This window comes from Faecalibacterium sp. An58 (genome assembly GCF_002161515.1).
Lineage (GTDB): Bacteria > Bacillota > Clostridia > Oscillospirales > Ruminococcaceae > Faecalibacterium > Faecalibacterium avium.
The window spans coordinates 109,570-128,003 of record NZ_NFHX01000002.1 but is presented as its reverse complement, the minus strand read 5'-3'; the positions used below and the strand labels follow the sequence as shown (position 1 = coordinate 128,003).

Below are 18,434 nucleotides of genomic sequence, written 5' to 3'. Positions count from 1 at the left end.
AGGGAAAAGGACGATGGAAATGATCCGGAATATCTTATCATGGAATGAGATCCTGACCGTCTCGATCCTGGGCTGGCTCACAGCGCAGCTGATCAAGACTGCGATCAGCTCGATCTTGACAGGCAAGCTGCAGCTGGAGCGGATGGTGGGGGATGGCGGTATGCCCAGCGCCCACAGCGCTACCGTCTGCGCCATGGTGGTGGCCACCGGCCGGCTGGAGGGGGTGCATTCGTCCCTCTTTGCAGTCGCCTGTGTGGTGGCGATCATCACCATGCACGATGCCATGGGCGTCCGCCACGAGACCGGCGAACAGGCCAAGGTGCTGAACAACATCATCGAAATGTGGCTGGAAGAAAACGAGAGCCGTTCGCCCTTCCTGCAGACCATGCACCTGAAAGAAATGGTGGGCCACACCCCTCTGCAGGTCTATGCCGGCCTGATCGTAGGTGCGGCTGTGGGCTTTTTGTATCCGCTGTCCGGGGTGCTGGCATAAACTATGGACAGCATGGCGCATAAGGAGGCGAGCACTCGGATGGATACCCCTCTGCTGGATCGGATCGCAGGGCCGGAGGATGTCAAAAAACTGAGCAAACTGCAGGTCATCCAGTTGTGCGGGGAGATACGCCGCTTTCTGGTGGACAGTGTCCTGCACACCGGCGGACATCTGGCCTCCAATCTGGGCACCGTTGAGCTGACGGTGGCCCTGCACCGTGTGCTGGATTCTCCCCGGGATAAGCTGGTGTTCGACGTGGGGCACCAGTGCTATACCCACAAACTGCTCACCGGCCGCAAGGCAGGCTTTGCCCATCTGCGGCAGCTGGACGGCATCTCCGGTTTCCCCAACCCCCGGGAGAGCGTACATGACGCCTTCATTGCGGGGCATGGCAACACAGCCCTTTCTTTGGCCATCGGAATGGCCTGGGCCAAAAAGCTCAAGGGGGAGCCGGGCTGGGTGGTGGCCATCATCGGGGATGGCGCCTTCACCGGCGGCATGGTCTACGAGGGGATGAACAACATCGCCGCCCTCGATAACCTGATGGTCATTCTGAACGACAACAAGATGTCCATTTCCAAAAACGTGGGGGCCATCGCCCGCTATCTCACCCAGCTGCGGGCAGACCCGGAATATTTCCGGGTAAACCGCCATCTCAGCGACGCCATCAGCGAGGTTCCCCTGATCGGGCCGCCCCTGCGGGCTTTTCTCAGTCAGGCAAAAGCCATGGTGCGGCGGGCCATGTACCATTCCACCATGTTCGAGGATATGGGGTTCCAGTATTTCGGCCCGCTGGACGGCCACAATGAGGAGGCGCTGGAGCGCACGCTGCGCAATCTCTGCGCCCGCACAGGGCCCCTCTTTCTGCACGTCGTGACCACCAAGGGCAAGGGTTACCCTCCCGCCGAGGAAAACCCCGGTGAGTACCACGGTGTGTCCGCCTCCAGCCCGGGCTATGTGCCCGACCCGGAGGTCTCGGCGCCGGCGTCTTTCTCCACCGCCTTCGGCAAGGCTCTGTGCGAAGCTGCCGCCGCCGATCCCAAGATCTGCGCCATCACCGCAGCCATGAAATATGGAACGGGGCTGCAGTTCTTTGGCAAGGCCTTTCCCAGCCGCTTTTTTGACGTGGGGATGGCAGAGCAGCACGAGATCACCTTTGCGGCCGGCCTGGCCAGCCAGGGCATGACGCCGGTGGCCGCCATTTACTCCACCTTTTTGCAGCGCGCCTACGACCAGATCATCCACGATGTGGGCCTGCTGCAAGTCAAGGTAGTCTTTGCCATCGACCGAGCGGGCCTGGTGCCCGCCGACGGCGAGACCCACCAGGGGATCTACGATCCCGCCTTTCTGAGCCAGGTGGGCATCCCCACTTACTCGCCCTCCAACTATGCCGAACTGCGCTATTGGCTGCTGCGGCTGCTGCGCCCGGACAGGACGGGGCCGCAGGCCATCCGTTACCCCCGGGGCGGAGAGGTGAAAGCTCTGGCTTCCTATGGGTGCACCGGCAGGGACTACGATTTCCTGCAGGACCCCGTCGGGGCCAAGGCCGTACTGGTCAGCTACGGCAGCGAGGTGGAAGACGTGCTGGCGGCGGCCAGCCTGCTGGCAGAGCGCAAGATCGTATGCAGCGTCTGCAAGCTTGTAAAGATATATCCCTTTACAGAGGAGCTTCTGCACGATTTGATGCGGTTTGACGTTGTTTTGTTTGCAGAGGAATGCATCGAACGGGGCGGCATCGGCCAGCAGCTGACGGCATGCCTGTGTCAGCTGGGCTGGCAGGGCGCCATGGTCTGCTGCGGGGTGGACAATACCCGGCTGACCCACGCCACCGTGCCGGAGCTGAAAGCCATTATGGGCCTGGACGGGGAACACCTGGCCCAAACCCTGCAGCAAGCCCTGCAAGAGAAAGAGGAACGGTTATGAAAATTCGTTTGGACCAATACCTGGTGCAGAATGGGCTGATCCAGAGCCGTGAGCGGGCCAAGGCCATGATCATGGCCGGGGTGGTCTTTGTCAACGGCCAGAAGGCCGACAAAGCCGGGGACATGATCAAAGAGGACGCTGTGGTGGAGGTGCGGGGCCATGACATCGGCTACGTCAGCCGGGGCGGTCTCAAGCTGGAAAAAGCCATGCAGGTCTTTCCCATCAGTCCCAAAGGCAAGGTCTGCATGGACATCGGCGCGTCCACCGGCGGCTTTACCGACTGTATGCTGCAAAACGGCGCGTCCAAAGTCTATGCGGTGGATGTGGGGTACGGCCAGCTGGCCTGGAGCCTGCGCACCGATCCCCGGGTGGTGAATATGGAGCGCACCAACATCCGCAATGTCACCCCCGAGCAGCTGGAAGATGCCATCGCCTTTTTCAGCGTGGACGTCTCTTTTATTTCTCTGCACCATATCTTCCCGGTGGCCCGGGCGGTGACCACCCCCGATGCCGTCGGGGTCTGCCTGGTCAAGCCGCAGTTTGAGGCGGGCCGGGAAAAGGTGGGCAAAAACGGCGTGGTCCGGGACCCCGCCACCCACCAGGAGGTGCTGCACAACGCCATGGGATATGCGGCCGCCAACGGCTTTGCGGTGCGCGGACTGGATTTCAGCCCGGTCAAAGGGCCGGAAGGAAATATCGAATACCTGATGTTTGTGGAAAAGAGCGCCGAACCCTGCACACTGGGGGAGGAGGCTGCGGCGGCCGTGGTGGCCGCCAGCCACCAGGCGCTGGACCGCTGACATGACTGGAACAGGAGGTGTGGGAACCATGACCGTCTACATTGCCCCCAATCCAGGCAAGAGCTCTGCCGCAGAGGTATCCCTGCGGGCGGTGCAGATTTTGCACAACCACGGGGCGTCTGTCCTGATGGATCAGAACATGAAGAAGGACTGCAACCTCTCGGGGGTGCAGTATCTGCCCTTCGACGCCTGCCTGGAGCAGACCGACGTGATCCTCTCCATCGGCGGTGACGGCACCATCCTGCACGTCGCCAATCTGACGTTGAGTTACCACAAACCCATTTTGGGCATCAACCTGGGACGCTGCGGTTTTCTGGCCACCTGCGAGGTGGACGAGATGGAGACCAAGCTCGCCGCCGTGGCGCGGGGACAGTACAGCCTGGACAACCGGATGTTGCTGTATGTGCGTGTGCTGGGCGACCCCAACTGGGAGGGCCATGCCCTCAACGATGTTGTTGTCACCAAGGGGCGGCTGCAGCAGGCCATCGATTTCAGCGTCTACTGCGACAATATCCTGGTGGAGCATTTCCGGGGGGACGGGGTCATCGTGGCCACCCCCACCGGTTCCACGGCCTATTCGCTGGCGGCGGGCGGCCCCATCCTGGATTCCCAGACCAAGGGCATCGTGGTCACCCCCATCTGCCCCCACAGCCTGGCTACCCCGCCCATGGTCTTTGCGCAGGAGCGCAAGATCAGCATCGGCGTGGGGCAGGTGCAGGACGACGAGGTGTTCATCAGCTGCGACGGAGACAGCGGATACCCGCTGCTGGCAGGCGCCACCGCCGTGGTGCGTCTGTCCGACCAGGTCATCCAGCTGATCACCTTCAGCCAGGCAGACCAGTTCCAGGCCATCGACCAGAAGCTGAGAAGCAGAAGGTGAACTGATATCCACCCCTGCGCACAATGAAAAGGAGGCGGCAATTCCATGAGCCGGAAACCCCAGGAAGATACCAAGACCCGCACCGAACGGCTGCAAGCCATTCTGCGTCTGATCCGTGAGCATCCCATCAGCCGCCAGGAAGAGCTGCAGACCCTTTTAAACGCCGAGGGCTATGAGGTGACCCAGGCCACGATTTCCCGGGACATCCGGGAGCTGTGTCTGGTCAAAGCGGCCACCGACGAGGGATACCGCTATGTGTCCAGCCACAGCGACCGGTATGACCCCAAAGTCAAGGAACGGTTTGAGACCATCTTCCGGGAATCGGTGCTGGCCGTGGACTTTGCAGGGCACATCGTGATGGTCAAATGCTACCCCGGCATGGCCAACGCCGCCTGCCAGGTGTTCGACTCGATGCAGTGGAAGAACGTGGTGGGCTCCCTTTCGGGTGACGATACCTTTTTGGTGCTGGTGCGCTCCGAGCGGGACGCCAAAAACATCAGCGCCGAGCTGGAACGCTATATCGCACATAAATGACCGCTCCGGCGGAAATGAGGCATTGAAATGCTGAGCAGCCTGCAAATTGAAAATGTGGCCGTCATCCAGAAGGCCACGGTGCATTTTGAAAAAGGGTTGAACGTGCTGACCGGCGAGACCGGCGCCGGCAAGTCGATCCTGATCGATTCCATCAACGCCATCCTTGGCAGCCGCACCTCCCGGGATCTGGTCCGGTCGGGGGCGTCCAAGGCCGTCATCCGGGCCGCCTTCGAACAGGTGCCCGCCGCCGTCCAGGACAGCCTGGAAAAGGCGGGCTATGAGCGCTGCGACGAGCTTTTGCTCACCCGGGAGATCACAGCCGAGGGCAAGAGCAGCTGCCGCATCAACGGGATGCCCGCCACCGCCGCCCTGCTGCGGGAACTGTGCGGGGGCCTGATCAATATCAACGGCCAGCACGACTCGGTGGGACTGCTCAACCCGGCCCATCACCAGGCCCTGCTGGACGATTATGCCCAGAACCGGTCCGAGTACCAGGCCTATTACAAGATCTACAAGGAGCTGATCCGGGTCAAGCGGGAACTGGACAGCCTGGTCACCGACGAGGAAGAGAAGCGCCGCAAGACCGACCTGCTGCAATACCAGGTGAACGAGATCGACGACGCCGCCCTGACCGCAGGGGAGGAGGAGAGCCTGGAGAGCCGCCGTAAGGTGCTGGCCAACGCCTCCACCATCCGGGAACAGATCGCCCGGGCCTATGCAGCCCTGTCGGGCGGGGACGAGGCCGCCGGCGGAGTGGATCTGCTGGGGGAAGCGTCCAACGCCATCGATGCCGCAGCCCAGTTGGACGGCGGCCTGGCGGACAGCGCGGGCCAGCTGCTGGATCTCTACTACACCGCCAAGGATCTTTCGGCCGACCTGGCTTCCCGCCTGGAGGATTACGAGAGCAACGACGGGGAACTGGACGAGATCGAGCAGCGGCTGGACCTGATCTACAAGCTCAAGCGGAAATACGGCGACACGGTGGAAGATGTGCTGGCCTTTGGGGAAAAGGCCCGGGAAGAGCTGGAGCGCATCCAGTTCTCCCAGGAGCACCACGACCGTCTGCAAGCTGAAAAGATGCGGCTGTACGGTCTGGCCCGGGAAGCCGCCGAAGCCCTGACCCAGACCCGCCTGAAGGCTTTTGAGGAACTCAACCGCAAGATCTCGGATACATTGGATTTCCTGAATATGCCGGGAGTCCGGCTCAGCCTGCGGCACAGCCGTGGGCCGCTGGCCAGCCACGGGCAGGACAGCATCGAATTTTATATCGCCACCAACCCCGGCGAACCGCCCAAACCCCTGGCCAAAATCGCATCCGGAGGCGAACTGAGCCGCATCACCCTGGCCATCAAGAATGCCCTGGCCGACAGGGACGCCGTGCCCACCGTCATCTACGACGAGATCGACAGCGGCGTTTCGGGCAAGGCGGCCGGGAAGATCGGCGAGGTGCTGCGCCAGAGTTCCCGCAGCGGCCACCAGATCCTCTGCATCACCCATACCGCCCAGATCGCCGCCCTGGCCGACTGCCATATGCTGATTCAAAAGCGGGTGGAAGGGGACCGGGCTTATACGCAGGTGACCCCCCTGGACACTGAGGGCCGGGTGGACGCTTTGGCCCACCTCATCTCGGGCGACCATGTCACCGACCTGGCCCGCGCCAATGCCCGGGAAATGCTGGACCTGGCAGGACAGGAGGCGCGGGGATGACCGCCGGATGCTTTTTTGCGCTTTCCGGTTGTATTCCGGCAAGCCGTATGGTATCCTTATCTTGCCCGAAAGACACCCCGCGCCAAGGAGGATGAGGAACCTATGGAAGAATTCAGACAGATCATGGAGACATTCGCCGCATCCGGCTGGGAGCTGATCGCGGTCCCTGCCCAGGCATGGCTGGAAGGCCGGAGTGACCCTGCGGCTCTGACCGCCGCCTTACAGCAGGCCGACAAAGAGTGCGGCAGCTGCGGGTGCCGGCTGGACCCGCTGTATAAGCGCGCGCTGGCCCTGATCGCAGAGGGGAAAGCGGCTTTATGAAGATCGAGATCGGGCAGGAACTGCCGTCTTACTTCCGGCCGGCGTATCCGGAGGAGTTCGAACTCTTTTCCCACTTTGAGGTCACGGCGGGCATCCCCACCGTGTTGTTTGCCGTCACCACCTGGAAGGCAAACGGCAAGCCCAATGTGTGCTTCCACGCATGGAGCTGCTTCCATGGGGACAAGACCGCCTTTTTTGCGGTGATGGGCAATCTGTACCAGCACACCCATACCTATGCCAACATCCTGCGGGAGCGGTGCTTTGCGGTCAACTTTCTGCCCATCGGCTGCTACGACCGCCTGGTACAGACCATCCACAACAACCAGGAGGAGACAGACGAGTTTGCCGCCGGCGGCTTTGCGTTGGACCGGGCCAGGACCATCCACGCCCCGGTCATAGAGGAGGCTTTCCTCACCCTGGAATGCACCCTGGAGCAGGTGCAGGACCTGAGCGGCTCCGGCATCACCGCCATGGTGACCGGGCGGGTACAGCACGCCTCGGTGGAACAGGACTACGCCCGCGGCTATGGAAAGCGCTATGGTCCGGACGGTTTTATGCTGCTGACCCCGGCGCCCCAGGATCTGGTCACCGGGCAGCCCGGTCAGTCCGGCATTGCCACCCTGCAGGTGGAGCGGCTGGATTGAAAAACCCCTTGACATTCCGCTTTTGTTCCTGTACAATAGACAATCGTAAAGGCGATGATGGGACCAAGTACCCTGAACCGCTCTGCCCAGAGAGGCCCCGGCTGGTGAAAGGGGCGTGCAGAGCCGCAGGTGAAATACCTCCCGGAGCCGCAGGCTGAACCGGCGCACAGCGCCCAGTAGGCCCCGCCGCGTGCGAGCGTTACAAACGCAGAGTGTTGGTCCATCCACTGAGGGGCCCGCACTTATGAGGCTGTCATCCGTGAGGGGGCAGCAAACAGAGGTGGTACCGCGATCTTCTCGCCCTCTGCCAATTCAAGTTGGCGGAGGGTGTTTTTTATCCTCCGCTGGGTACAAAAACAGGAGGTATGTTCTTATGAAGCTCTACGACGAACTGAAAGCCCGCGGCCTGGTGGCCCAGATCACCGATGAGGAGATCATCGACGTGATCAACGAAGGCAAAGCGACCTTTTACATCGGCTTCGACTGCACCGCCGACAGCCTGACCGCTGGCCATTTTATGGCCCTGACCCTGATGAAGCGGCTGCAGATGGCGGGCAACAAGCCCATCGCCCTGATCGGCGGCGGCACCACCATGATCGGCGACCCTTCGGGCCGCACCGATATGCGCAAGATGCTGACCAAAGAGGACATCGACCACAATGCGGCCTGCTTTAAAAAGCAGATGGAGCGGTTCATCGACTTTGGCGAGGGCAAGGCCATGATGCTGAACAACGCCGACTGGCTGCTCAAGCTGAACTACATTGAGCTGCTGCGCGAGGTGGGCGCCTGCTTCTCGGTCAACAATATGCTGCGGGCCGAGTGCTACAAGCAGCGGATGGAAAAGGGTCTGTCCTTCCTGGAATTCAACTACATGATCATGCAGAGCTATGACTTCTACTACATGTTCCAGCACTACGGCTGCAATATGCAGTTTGGCGGCGACGACCAGTGGAGCAATATGCTGGGCGGCACCGAGCTGATCCGCCGCAAGCTGGGCAAGGACGCCTATGCCATGACCATCACCCTGCTGACCGACTCCCAGGGCAAAAAGATGGGCAAGACTGCGGGCAACGCAGTGTGGCTGGACGCCAACAAGACCAGCCCCTTCGATTTCTACCAGTACTGGCGCAATGTGGATGACGCCGACGTCATGAAGTGCATCCGGATGCTCACCTTCCTGCCTCTGGAGCAGATCGATGAGATGAACACCTGGAAGGACCAGAAGCTCAACGAGGCCAAGGAGATCCTGGCCTACGAGCTGACCAGCATGGTCCACGGCAAGGAGGAGGCCGAAAAGGCCCAGGACGCAGCCCGCGCCCTGTTCAGCGGCAACGCCGCCGACACCGAGCATATGCCCACCACCACCCTCACCGAGGCTGACCTGACCGACGGCTCCATCGGCATCCTGACCCTGATGGTCAAGGCGGGGCTGGCATCTTCCAACGGCGAAGCCCGTCGTCTGGTGACCCAGGGCGGCGTACTGGTCAACGGCGAAAAGGTGGCCGCTCCCACCGCCTGCTTCAGCGCGGATCAGCTGGCCGAGGGCATCGTCATCAAAAAGGGCAAGAAGGTCTACCATAAGGTGACCCTGTAACCCTCTTTCCGCACAACACAACAAAAAGCGGCGCCTCTCCCGTCCGGATGTCCGGACAGGGGAGGCGCCGTTGCTTTTTGGGAGCGGGGACGTGCGGAGGCGGAGACCCGAAAGACTCCGCCTCCGCAGTGCAAGATCCCTACACCACAAGGAAGTCTTATTTGACCAGGACCACTTCCTGACCCTGGGTGACCTTGCCGGTGGCGATGGGCTCGACACTGGTAAAGTCGTCGGTGTTGGTGACCACGACAGGGGTGGTCAGCTTGTAGCCTTTACCCGAAATAAAGGCCATATCAAACTTGAGCAGCAGCTGGCCCTTCTTGACCTTGTCGCCCACTTTGACCTGAGGCTTATAGCCCTCGCCCTTCAGCTCAACGGTATCCATACCCACATGGATCAGAACTTCCAGGCCGTTGTCCCCCATGATGCCAACGGCGTGGCTGGTCTCGGCTACCTGCTCGATGGTGCCGTCAAAAGGCGCGACCACTTCGCCCTTGGAAGGCTCGATGGCACAGCCCTTGCCCAGCGCTTCGCTGGAGAAGACGGGATCGTCGATCTCGCTCAGGATGCGGATCTCGCCCTCCAGAGGGGCGCAGACGATCTTGTCACCGGCAGGAGCCGCGGGCTTGGCGGCCGGTGCAGCCGGCTCTTCCTTCTTGTGGAACAGATTGGAAAAGAATCCCATTGTACGTTTCTCCTTATCTTGCCATATTTACCGTTCCTTTGGGAGGCGGCGCACCCGCAAAGGCAGCGCGCTGGATGCTTTGCAGCCATGCCGCGGGCCTTGAAGAACAGTCTCTCTATATGCAATTCTATCACAATTTCCCATAATTTACAGTAAAAAAGGGAAGAAGATTTATATTTCGTGAATCAGCCCAAAAGAGAAACTTGTTTCTTGTGAAACCTGCCTATAAGTAGACCCGGCTTTCACAGCTCGTAAGCCTGGCGCAGGGCCTCATAGGCGGCATCTTCGTTTTCGCTGCGCACCAGCAGGGAAATATCCAGGTCGCTGGTGGTGATGAGATGCACTTCGATGCCTGCCGCAGCCAAGGCGCTGAGGGCCCGGGCGGCCACGCCGCAGCTGGCCACCATCTCCTCGCCAAAGAGGTTGAGTTTCGAATAGCCCACGCTGATCAGGGGGGCGGCTTTGGCGTCGGGATCGAGCTTGGCGGCCGAGATGGCCTTCATCACCAGGGGCAGATCGCCGCTGGACGCAGTGAAGCTGAAGTCCAGCCGGGTGCCGTGGGGTGCGCTCTGGCTGATCATATCCACCACGATGCCGGTATCGGCAAAGATCTGCAAATAGCGTGCCAGGCTGCCGGCGCTGAAAGCGGCGTCCTGAACACTGATCATCATGACGCCTGGCTCGATGCTGATTTTTGATACTCCGTACATAATCATGCTCCAATCTGCCTGTGTAAGGCACAATCGATTTTCGGAACTCTGCCGCCTGTGCAGCCGGGTCAGTCCAGCGCCAAAAACGCCGGGTCGATGTACTGCTGGGCCACAGCGCGGATGTAGTCGAAGCTGAAGTCGCTGTAAGATGCCCGCACGCCGTGGGACTGGGCCAGCTCGGAGGTGTAATCCCGGTAGAGGTAGGCCTGCACGTCCGATTTGCCCGGGCCATAGTGGGTGACGGTGGGGTGCAGCTGGGGGTCCTGTACGCTCAGGGTGACAGCGCCGTCGGGCGCCGTGGTTTTTTCCAGCCGTAAGGTGAGGATCGCCCCGATCAGCTGATCCTTTTTGCTCTGGGTGCTGAGGAAATTGCCCAGAGAATAGGCCACAAAGACCTTTCTGCCGTCTGCCGCAGTCCGCCACTCGGCATTTTGCAGCACATGGGGGTGGGTGCCCACGATCACGTCTGCGCCCCAGTCCGCCAGCTGTTGGGCCAGGCCGCGCTGGGCGTCCGTGATGGTGTGGCTGTCCTCCACGCCCCAGTGGACGCCCACCACCACAAAGTCGGCCAGCTGGGCTGCCCGCTGCACCTGCTGCCGGATGGTATCGGTCTGGCTGGTGTAGATGACATGGGCTTCCATCTTGTCGTTGGGCGGGATGCCGTTGGTGTGCTCGGTGTAGGACAGATAGGCGATGGTGATGCCGTTGACGGTGTGCACCGGGATCTCCCCATCGTCGCTGCGCCACAGGCCGGTGGTGACGGTGTCGGCCGGCATCGAATCCCAAAACCGCTGGGTGGCGGCAATCCCGCCGCTGCCCTTGTCATAGGTATGGTTATTGGCCAGGCTGAACACCCGGAAACCGGCCCGGTAGAGCGCCCTGGCACAATCTCCCGGCGTGGAAAAGCAGGGGTAGGTGGAGGGGGCAAGCTCGTCGGTGCAGAGGGTCTCCTGGTTGATCCAGTTGACGTCAAAGGTGCGGTAGAAGGGGACCAGATTTTCGTAGCAGTAGTCGAAACTGTAAGAGGCCGATCCCACCGCCCGGGCAGCAGCCTGCTCGTAGATCTTGGAATGGATCAGGTTGTCGCCGGTGGCGGAAAAGCGGACCGTCTCCACCACAGGCTGCGGTTCCGGCGGCGGCTTTGGATCGGGTGTGCTGGAGACGGTGCTGCTGGCGACCGGTTGGGCCGACGCCGGCTGCGCCGGCCGGAACCCACCCAGCGCCGCGCAGAGCAGCAATGCCGCGCAGAGCGCACCCAGAGCGCACCAGAGGGGCAGCCGGCTGTTGGGCCTGCCGGAGGGCGGTTCGGCTCCGGGCGGCCCCGAAGGATGTTTGCGCATAGGTTCCTCCTTTTGAGGATGGGAGCGGCCCGGGATGCATCCGGCGGATAGAGGGGCGCTTTCAGGACGCTGGGGTCAGCGCTCGGCGATCAGGTCGCTCATGTTGTACAGGCCCGGCTCCTTGCCGGCCAGATAGACGGCGGCGTTGATGGCGCCGTTGGCAAACACACTGCGGGAATAGGCGGTGTGCTTGAGGGTGACCACCTCGTCCGGGCCGCAGAACAGCACCTCGTGATCTCCCACGATGCTGCCGCCCCGCACCGAGCTGATGCCGATCTCCATGGGGTCGCGCTTGGCCCGCACCGAAGCCCGATCGTAAACATAATGGTAGGCGCCGCCCGCCTCCTCGTTGACCGCATCTGCCAGCATCAGGGCGGTGCCGCTGGGGGCGTCCACCTTGTTGTGATGGTGCTGCTCCACGATCTCCACGTCGTAGGCGGTGCCCAGGATGGCCGAAGCGCGCTTGCACAGCTCGATCAGCAGGTTGATGCCCAGGGACATATTGGCGCTTTTAAAGACCGGAACGCTGCGGGACAGCTGGACGATCTTGAGGTTCAGCTCATCCGACATACCGGTGGTGCACAGGACGATGGGAGTCTTGTGGGCCTCGCAGTAGGGCAGGACCTTTTCCACAGCAGCAGGGGAGCTGAAATCGATGATGACATCGCCCCGGCCTTCCAGCTCGTCGGGGCTGGTGACCACCGGGATGCCGTTCTGCTGGCCGGCTTTGAGGTCGATGCCCGCCACCACCCGGCAGTCCTCCCGCTGGGCGATCATATCGCAGAGCACATGGCCCATCCGGCCGTTGATCCCTTGAATTACAATATCCGTCATTTGGACCCTTCCTTTCTTTTGTCTGTCAGATGAGGCGAATGCCCGGAAAAGGGGACTTTGCCGGGCATTCGCACACTGTTATGACAGCAGGCCGTGCTCCCGCAGGGTCTGCTCGATCTTGGCTTTTTTGGCGTCATCCGGCTCCACCAGGGGCAGACGGCATTTGCCGGCCTGCCAGCCCAGCAGATTCATGGCATACTTGACCGGAATGGGATTGACGTCGCAGAACATGGCGTCGCAGAGGGGCAGGATCTCCAGCTGCAGGCGGCGGGCTTTGTCGGTATCCCCGTCAAACCATGCCTGGCAGCAGTCGTGCACCAGGGTGGGGGCAATGTTGGACACCACGCTGATGACCCCCTTGCCGCCCAGAGCGAGCAAAGGCAGGGCCTGGTCGTCGTTGCCCGAATAGATGTTCAGGGCATCGCCGCAGGCCGCCGCGATCTGGGCCACCTGGGCAATGTTGCCCGACGCCTCCTTGATGCCGTTGATCAGGGGGTGCTGGCTGAGTTTTTTGACCGTCTCGGGCTTGATGTTGACGCCGGTGCGGGACGGCACGTTGTAGAGGATCACCGGGATGCCGCCGGCCTCGGCCATGGCGGTGAAATGGGCCACCAGGCCGTCCTGGCTGGTCTTGTTGTAGTAGGGAGTGACCATCAAAAGGCCGTCGGCGCCGCAGCCTGCGGCACGGGACGCCAGGGCGCAGCCGTGGGCGGTATCGTTGGAGCCTGCGCCCGCAATCACGGGAACGCGGTGGGCCACCTTGTCTACGGTGAACCGGATGGCGGACAGCTGCTCCTCGTCAGTGAGGGTGGAGCACTCGCCTGTGGTGCCGCAGATGACAATGGCGTCGGTGCCCCGGGCGATCTGATCCTCAATGATCTGGCCCAGCACCTCAAAATGGATGCTGCCATCCTGGTGCATGGGGGTGATGATCGCCACGCCTGCGCCTGTAAAAACTGGCTTTTTCATCATACTAAGGCTCTCCTTTTGTGTTGGATTGTATGTGCGGCAAAGCAGGGCCGGGCGGTGCCGTCAGTCCATATATCCCTTTGCCGCCAGCAGCTCGGCCAGCAGCACGCCGCCGCCGGCCGCACCCCGCAGGGTGTTGTGGCTCATGCAGGCAAATTTGTAGTCAAAGATGGTATCTTCCCGCAGGCGGCCGATGCAGACGGCCATGCCGTGCTCGGTATCCCGGTCCAGTTTGGGCTGGGGACGGTCGTTTTCCTCAAAGTAGTGCAGGAACTGCTTGGGCGCGCTGGGCAGATCCAGCTCCTGGGCGGTGCCGCGGAAGTTTTTCCATGCCTCCAGGATCTGCTCTTTGGTGGGCTTCTTCGCAAAGCTGACAAAGACCGCCGCCGTATGGCCGTCCGATACCGGCACACGGAAGCACTGGGCCGTGATGACAGGGCCGTCGGCGTTGACGATCCGGTCCCCTTCGATATGGCCCCACAGCTTGAGAGGCTCCTGCTCGCTCTTTTCTTCCTCGCCGCCGATATAGGGGATCACGTTGTCGATGATCTCGGGCATCCGGTCAAAGGTCTTGCCTGCGCCCGAGATGGCCTGGTAGGTGCACACTAGGGCCTTGGTGACCCCGAAATCCTTCATCAGGGGATGGAAGGCGGGCACATAACTCTGCAGGCTGCAGTTGGACTTGACCGCGATGAAGCCGCGCTTGGTGCCCAGCCGGCGGCGCTGGGCGGGGATGATGTCGATGTGACCGGCGTTGATCTCGGGCACCACCATGGGGACGTCGGGGGTAAAGCGGTTGGCGCTGTTGTTGGAGACCACAGGGCACTCGGCCTTGGCGTAAGCCTCCTCCATCGCCTTGATCTCACTTTTGGGCATATTCACCGCGCAGAAAACAAAGTCCACCTGGCTGGCGATCTGCTCCACCTGGGCGGCGTCCTGTACCACCATCTCTTTGACGCACGCGGGCATGGGGGTAGGCATGGCCCAGCGGCTGCCCACAGCCTCCTGATAGGTCTTGCCTGCGCTGCGGCTGGAGGCCGCCAGTACCGTCAGCTTGAACCAGGGATGGTTCTCCAGCAGGGTGACAAAGCGCTGGCCCACCATGCCGGTAGCGCCTACAATGCCCACTTTGTACGTTTTTTCCATTTCCAGCACCTTTCCTTTCAAAAAACAGGATACCCATTTGCAAAAAATTGCCGGATTTAAACCCTGGCGGCTTGCAAACAGGATTGTGTTGCAATATAATAAAGACCAGTTGTATAAAACTTATGATATCATTGATACGGCTTCCGTGTCAACCCACTGGAAAGGCGAATACATCCCATGTTGAAAAAAGATTTTTGGTACGATCTCCCCAAAGAACAGATCGCGCAGGAACCGGCCGACCCCCGGGATTCGGCCCGGCTGATGGTGCTGCACAGGGACAGCGAGCGCATCGAGCACCGCATCTTCCACGATCTCCCGGACTATCTTATGCCGGGGGACTTGCTGGTGGTGAACAATTCCAAAGTCCTGCCCGCCCGGATCATCGGGGTCAAGCAGCCGACCGGGGCTGTCTGCGAACTTCTGCTGCTCCGCCAGGTGAAGGGGGATCAGTGGGAATGCCTGGCCAAGCCCGGCAAGCGGATGCACCCCGGCAACATCATCTCCTTTGGCGACGGGACTCTGACGGCCACGGTGGATGACACCCTGGAGGACGGTAACAAGCTGGTCACTTTCCGGTACGATACCGAGACCCTCTATGAAAAGCTGGACCTCTTTGGAAAAATGCCCCTGCCCCCTTACATCACCAAACAGCTGGAGGATCAGAGCCAGTACCAGACGGTCTACGCCAAAGAGCTGGGCAGCGCTGCGGCTCCCACGGCCGGCCTGCATTTCACCCCCGAACTGATGGACGTCATCCGGGCCAAAGGGGTCGGCATCGCAGAGGTGACCCTGCATGTGGGGCTTGGCACCTTCCGTCCGGTGCAGGAGGACGAGATCACCGACCACAAAATGCACAGCGAATGGTATTCCATCAGCGAGGACACCGCCCGGCAGATCCAGCAGGCCAAGGCGGCAGGCCGCAGGGTCATCGCGGTGGGCACCACCAGCTGCCGCACCCTGGAAGCTGTGGCAGCCCGCTATGGGGAGATCCGGGCCTGCAGCGGCAACACCAGCATCTTTCTCTATCCCGGCGTGCCGTTCCGCTGCATCGACGGACTGATCACCAACTTCCATCTGCCCGAGAGCACCCTGATCATGCTGGTGTCGGCCTTCTACGGCTACGACAAGACCATGGCGGCCTACAAGATCGCGGTGGATGAGAAATACCGCTTTTTCTCCTTCGGGGACGCGATGCTGATCATCTGACCAAAAGCCAGGAAAGCCCGTGTGCTGTGTGCACACGGGCTTTTTGGCGCGTCAGAGCAGGGCCAGCAGTTCCTCGGGGATCTTGTGGTCCCTGAAATAGGTCTCCCGGTCCCGCTCGCCGATCTGGCGCAGGATGCGGCAGGGATTGCCCACGGCCACCACGTTGGCGGGCAGATCTTTGGTCACCACACTGCCGGCGCCTACCACCGTGTTGTCCCCGATGGTGATCCCGGGCATGACCATCGCGCCTGCCCCCAACCAGCAGTTTTTCCCAATGCGGATGGGCGCATTGTACTGATAGCCCTTTTGGCGCAGGCCGGGCAGGACGGGGTGGCTGGCCGAACACAGGACCACATTGGGGCCAAACATCGTATTGTCCCCCACGTAAATGTGGGTATCATCCACCATGGTCAGGTTGAAATTGGCATAGACGTTTTTGCCGAAGTGGACATGATGGCCCCCGAAGTTGGCGTGGAGAGGAGGCTCGATATAGCATCCTTCGCCCACTTCAGCGAACATCTCCTGCAGCAGGGCCGCACGCAGTTCAGACTGGGTGGGGCGGGTCTGGTTGTATGCATGCAGTTTTTCCAAACAGGCGGTCTGTTCCCGGACGATTTCGGGGTCCCCCGGCAGGTACAGTTCCACACAATGCATCTTTTCTTTTTCAGTCATTGGATCGTTCAACCTCCTGAGATCCGCTGCGGCGGTCAGAGGCGCCGCAGTTCTATGCACCTATTATAATGGACACCCGCCGGTTTGACCAGAGCTGACTTTTCTTATGCCATGTGCCGCGGAAGTTGAAAGCCTTTCACGCTCTGCAGGCCGCAAAAAGGTCCCGGCCGGACGGCAAAAATGCGCGCGGTCGAGACCTTTTTTGACAGTCGGAAGCCGGCCCGGCGGGCTGGCTCCATAATTCGCATACCAGGCTGGAAAATGTAGTCTACAACCTTCCCGACTTTCCGGTCTACATCCGCAAGGACTCCCTTTCAGCCTACCATGATTTCCAGGCTCTCAGCCACTGGCATGAGGACCTGGAGTGGATCTACGTGGAAACGGGCCAGATGCAGTACAACGTCAACGGGGAGATCCTGACCCTCAGGCAGGGGGAGGGGCTGTTTGTCAACAGCAAGCAGCTCCATTTCGGCTATGGGAACGGCGCCGGGGACTGCACCTTTTTATGTGTGCTGTTCCATCCGGCCCTGCTGTGCTCCTCGGCCTGCGTGGAGCAGCGGTTCGTCCAGCCGGTGCTGGAAAACGGCGCCATGCCCTGCCAAGTGCTGCGCCCCGGTTTGCATTGCTTTTCCGCCGGGCTTACCGCTGTACGCCCCGGGAATATCGCGCCCGGGCCCGGGAAATACCGCCGGATGGTTGCAAAAACCGTCCGCAGCAGGTATAATATGGCAGTATGTATCAAATGCGGCTCTGTCCGCATAAGCGCGCGGCTGTTCTCCGCGCATAAGGAAAGGATCGAATATGGCATCACTCACCACCTTCCGCCTCCTGAAGCAGGAGCATTCGGCCCGTCGGGGCGAGTTTCGCACGGTACACGGCACCGTCCAGACACCGGCGTTCCAGAATGTCGCCACCGCCGGCGCCATCAAGGGCGGCCTGTCCGCCCATGACCTGAAACAGATCGGCGCCCAGGTCATGCTCTGCAACACCTACCACCTCCACCTGCGCCCGGGGGACAAGCTGGTGGCAGAGATGGGCGGCCTGCACAAGTTCACCCGCTGGGATGGCCCCATCCTGACCGACAGCGGCGGATTCCAGGTGTTCAGCCTGGCCAAGCTGCGCAAGATCACCGAGGAGGGGGTCACCTTTGCCTCCCATCTGGACGGCCATCGGATCTTTATGGGTCCCGAGGAAAGCATCCGGATCCAGGCCAATCTCGGCTCCACCATCGCCATGGCGTTTGACGAGTGCGTCGAGAACCCGGCCCAGCACGCCTATTCCAAGGCCAGCTGTGACCGCACCGTCCGCTGGCTGGCCCGCTGCCAGGCCGAGATGGCCCGCCTGAAACAGGAAGGCAAAGCGGTCAACCCACACCAGCTGCTGTTCGGCATCAACCAGGGCTGCACCTTCCCGGATCTGCGGGTGGAGCATATGAAGCAGATCGCCGAGATGGACCTGGACGGCTACGCCATCGGCGGGCTGGCGGTGGGCGAACCCGCCGAAGTGATGTACGATATCATCAGCAAGGTGGAACCCTATATGCCCAAAGACAAAGTGCGCTATCTGATGGGGGTGGGCACCCCCGGCAACATCATCGAGGCGGTGGCACGGGGCGTGGACCTGTTTGACTGCGTCATGCCCAGCCGCAACGCCCGCCATGGGCACCTGAACACCTGGGGCGGCATCATCAACATCAAAAACGCCAAGTACGAGAGGGACGAGCGCCCCATCGACCCGGCCTGCGGCTGCCCGGCCTGCCGCAATTATAGCCGGGCCTATATCCGCCACCTGTTCAAGGCGGAGGAGCTGCTGGGGATGCGGCTGGCGGTCATGCACAACCTCTGGTTCTACAACCATCTGATGGAGCGCATCCGGGACGAACTGGACGCCGGCACCTTCACCCAGTTCCATGACCGGTATGTCAAGGTTCTGGATACCCGTATCTGATTTTGCAAGGATTTGCCGTTTTGGCCTTG

General features: G+C 61.3%; 18 protein-coding genes and 1 pseudogene. 12 read left to right on the top strand and 7 right to left on the bottom strand.

Annotation, left to right across the window (positions count from 1 at the left end):
- Positions 1-13 precede the first annotated feature (13 nt).
- From B5G12_RS03040 to tyrS, 9 genes are all read left to right on the top strand, one after another.
- Positions 14-493, top strand: coding sequence for a divergent PAP2 family protein (locus tag B5G12_RS03040; RefSeq protein ID WP_087228632.1), 480 nt, complete (start codon positions 14-16; stop codon positions 491-493).
- A gap of 39 nt (positions 494-532) precedes the next feature.
- Positions 533-2,416: a 1-deoxy-D-xylulose-5-phosphate synthase gene (dxs, locus tag B5G12_RS03035; protein ID WP_087323719.1), complete on the top strand. Its 1,884-nt coding sequence runs from the start codon at positions 533-535 to the stop codon at positions 2,414-2,416.
- Complete coding sequence (locus B5G12_RS03030) at positions 2,413-3,216, top strand: TlyA family RNA methyltransferase (protein ID WP_087323717.1); 804 nt, start codon at positions 2,413-2,415, stop codon at positions 3,214-3,216. Before dxs ends, B5G12_RS03030 begins: the two co-directional genes overlap by 4 nt.
- A 28-nt stretch (positions 3,217-3,244) precedes the next feature.
- A complete protein-coding gene (locus B5G12_RS03025) occupies positions 3,245-4,096 on the top strand; it encodes an NAD(+)/NADH kinase (protein ID WP_087228626.1) in 852 nt (283 codons plus the stop codon).
- A gap of 45 nt (positions 4,097-4,141) precedes the next feature.
- A complete protein-coding gene (locus tag B5G12_RS03020) occupies positions 4,142-4,630 on the top strand; it encodes an arginine repressor (protein WP_087228624.1) in 489 nt (162 codons plus the stop codon).
- Positions 4,631-4,657: 27 nt separating this feature from the next.
- A complete protein-coding gene (recN, locus tag B5G12_RS03015) occupies positions 4,658-6,337 on the top strand; it encodes a DNA repair protein RecN (protein WP_087323716.1) in 1,680 nt (559 codons plus the stop codon).
- A gap of 102 nt (positions 6,338-6,439) precedes the next feature.
- Complete coding sequence (locus B5G12_RS03010) at positions 6,440-6,658, top strand: hypothetical protein (RefSeq protein WP_087323714.1); 219 nt, start codon at positions 6,440-6,442, stop codon at positions 6,656-6,658.
- Positions 6,655-7,302 (top strand): flavin reductase family protein, encoded by a 648-nt coding sequence (locus B5G12_RS03005; protein WP_087323711.1) that lies wholly within the window; start codon positions 6,655-6,657, stop codon positions 7,300-7,302. The genes B5G12_RS03010 and B5G12_RS03005 overlap by 4 nt, the downstream gene beginning before the upstream one ends.
- A 373-nt stretch (positions 7,303-7,675) precedes the next feature.
- Positions 7,676-8,896 carry a tyrosine--tRNA ligase gene (gene tyrS, locus B5G12_RS03000; RefSeq protein ID WP_087323709.1) on the top strand — a complete coding sequence of 407 codons (1,221 nt, stop codon included), beginning with the start codon at positions 7,676-7,678 and terminating at the stop codon, positions 8,894-8,896.
- Positions 8,897-9,053: 157 nt separating this feature from the next.
- Here the strand turns inward: tyrS and B5G12_RS02995 are convergent, their stop codons facing one another.
- The 6 genes from B5G12_RS02995 to asd all read right to left on the bottom strand — a co-directional run bounded on the left by B5G12_RS02995 (position 9,054) and on the right by asd (position 14,580).
- Positions 9,054-9,581 (bottom strand): PTS sugar transporter subunit IIA, encoded by a 528-nt coding sequence (locus B5G12_RS02995; protein WP_087323707.1) that lies wholly within the window; start codon positions 9,579-9,581, stop codon positions 9,054-9,056.
- 242 nt (positions 9,582-9,823) lie between these two features.
- Positions 9,824-10,291 (bottom strand): ACT domain-containing protein, encoded by a 468-nt coding sequence (locus B5G12_RS02990; RefSeq protein WP_087228818.1) that lies wholly within the window; start codon positions 10,289-10,291, stop codon positions 9,824-9,826.
- 68 nt (positions 10,292-10,359) lie between these two features.
- Entirely contained in the window at positions 10,360-11,631 is a 1,272-nt protein-coding gene (locus tag B5G12_RS02985) for a CapA family protein (protein WP_087323706.1), read from the bottom strand.
- Between the two features lie 75 nt (positions 11,632-11,706).
- Positions 11,707-12,465, bottom strand: coding sequence for a 4-hydroxy-tetrahydrodipicolinate reductase (dapB, locus tag B5G12_RS02980; protein ID WP_087323704.1), 759 nt, complete (start codon positions 12,463-12,465; stop codon positions 11,707-11,709).
- Positions 12,466-12,543: 78 nt separating this feature from the next.
- Complete coding sequence (gene dapA, locus B5G12_RS02975) at positions 12,544-13,434, bottom strand: 4-hydroxy-tetrahydrodipicolinate synthase (protein WP_087323868.1); 891 nt, start codon at positions 13,432-13,434, stop codon at positions 12,544-12,546.
- A 63-nt stretch (positions 13,435-13,497) separates the two neighbouring features.
- Entirely contained in the window at positions 13,498-14,580 is a 1,083-nt protein-coding gene (asd, locus tag B5G12_RS02970; RefSeq protein ID WP_087323702.1) for an aspartate-semialdehyde dehydrogenase, read from the bottom strand.
- Positions 14,581-14,757: 177 nt separating this feature from the next.
- Between asd and queA the strand changes: the two genes are divergently transcribed.
- On the top strand, positions 14,758-15,786 hold the full coding sequence (gene queA, locus B5G12_RS02965) for a tRNA preQ1(34) S-adenosylmethionine ribosyltransferase-isomerase QueA (protein ID WP_087228603.1): 1,029 nt from the start codon (positions 14,758-14,760) through the stop codon (positions 15,784-15,786).
- A 51-nt stretch (positions 15,787-15,837) separates the two neighbouring features.
- Here queA and B5G12_RS02960 read toward each other — a convergent pair whose 3' ends face one another.
- The gene (locus B5G12_RS02960; protein WP_087323700.1) at positions 15,838-16,458 is read right to left on the bottom strand and encodes a sugar O-acetyltransferase; all 621 of its coding nucleotides are present in this window, start codon (positions 16,456-16,458) and stop codon (positions 15,838-15,840) included.
- Positions 16,459-16,712: 254 nt separating this feature from the next.
- Here B5G12_RS02960 and B5G12_RS15200 point away from each other — a divergent pair.
- Together B5G12_RS15200 and tgt are read left to right on the top strand one after the other, a co-directional pair.
- Positions 16,713-16,979: pseudogene (locus B5G12_RS15200) on the top strand (cupin domain-containing protein); the annotation flags it as partial.
- Between the two features lie 280 nt (positions 16,980-17,259).
- Positions 17,260-18,405 carry a tRNA guanosine(34) transglycosylase Tgt gene (tgt, locus tag B5G12_RS02950; protein ID WP_087323696.1) on the top strand — a complete coding sequence of 382 codons (1,146 nt, stop codon included), beginning with the start codon at positions 17,260-17,262 and terminating at the stop codon, positions 18,403-18,405.
- Positions 18,406-18,434 lie beyond the last annotated feature (29 nt).